We start from the raw sequence: 462 nt of genomic DNA, 5'->3' as shown, positions 1-462 counted from the left end.
TGATACTCGCCGGTTACCGGGCTGACGTTGAAGTACTGCCCTCCGCCCTCATTGCCGTCGGCCCAAATGTGAATCCGAAGCTCGTTGTAGGATGCTGAACTGCCGTTTAGCAGCGTAGTTGAGGCCTGTTGCTCGTAGTTTTTGACCTGTACGTTTTGATCAGTGGCTTCCACATCACTACCGTCGTGTTCCTGCGGTTGGCCGACGTACTTGATGCTCGCACCCTCGGAGACGGCGGTGGCGTTGAGGTACTTCGCGTGAGAGGTGCTTTGGCTCCACGCATTGAGCAGGTTCACTTGTTTAACAGCGTAGTAGTCCTCTACTGCGTTTTTCGCCTCAGTCTTCGCCGCTGCTTTGCTACTGCCGTTGTTCAGGGCCTTGATATAGGCGTTTTTGCCGATGATACGGGCCTGAGTCTTTGTATCCTGCAAGTAGTTATCAACGGTTGTCTGAAGGTGTTCG

The 462-nt window shown here is 53.7% G+C and carries 1 pseudogene; it reads right to left on the bottom strand.

The window, feature by feature from the left end:
• Positions 1–462, bottom strand: a pseudogene (locus tag DVK00_RS20885) (hypothetical protein); the annotation flags it as partial.

The sequence above is a fragment of the Haloarcula sp. Atlit-47R genome (assembly GCF_003665985.1).
Classification (GTDB): Archaea; Halobacteriota; Halobacteria; order Halobacteriales; family Haloarculaceae; genus Haloarcula; species Haloarcula taiwanensis.
Note: the sequence above shows the minus strand (reverse complement) of the source record. Positions and strands in the feature narration are given on the sequence as shown.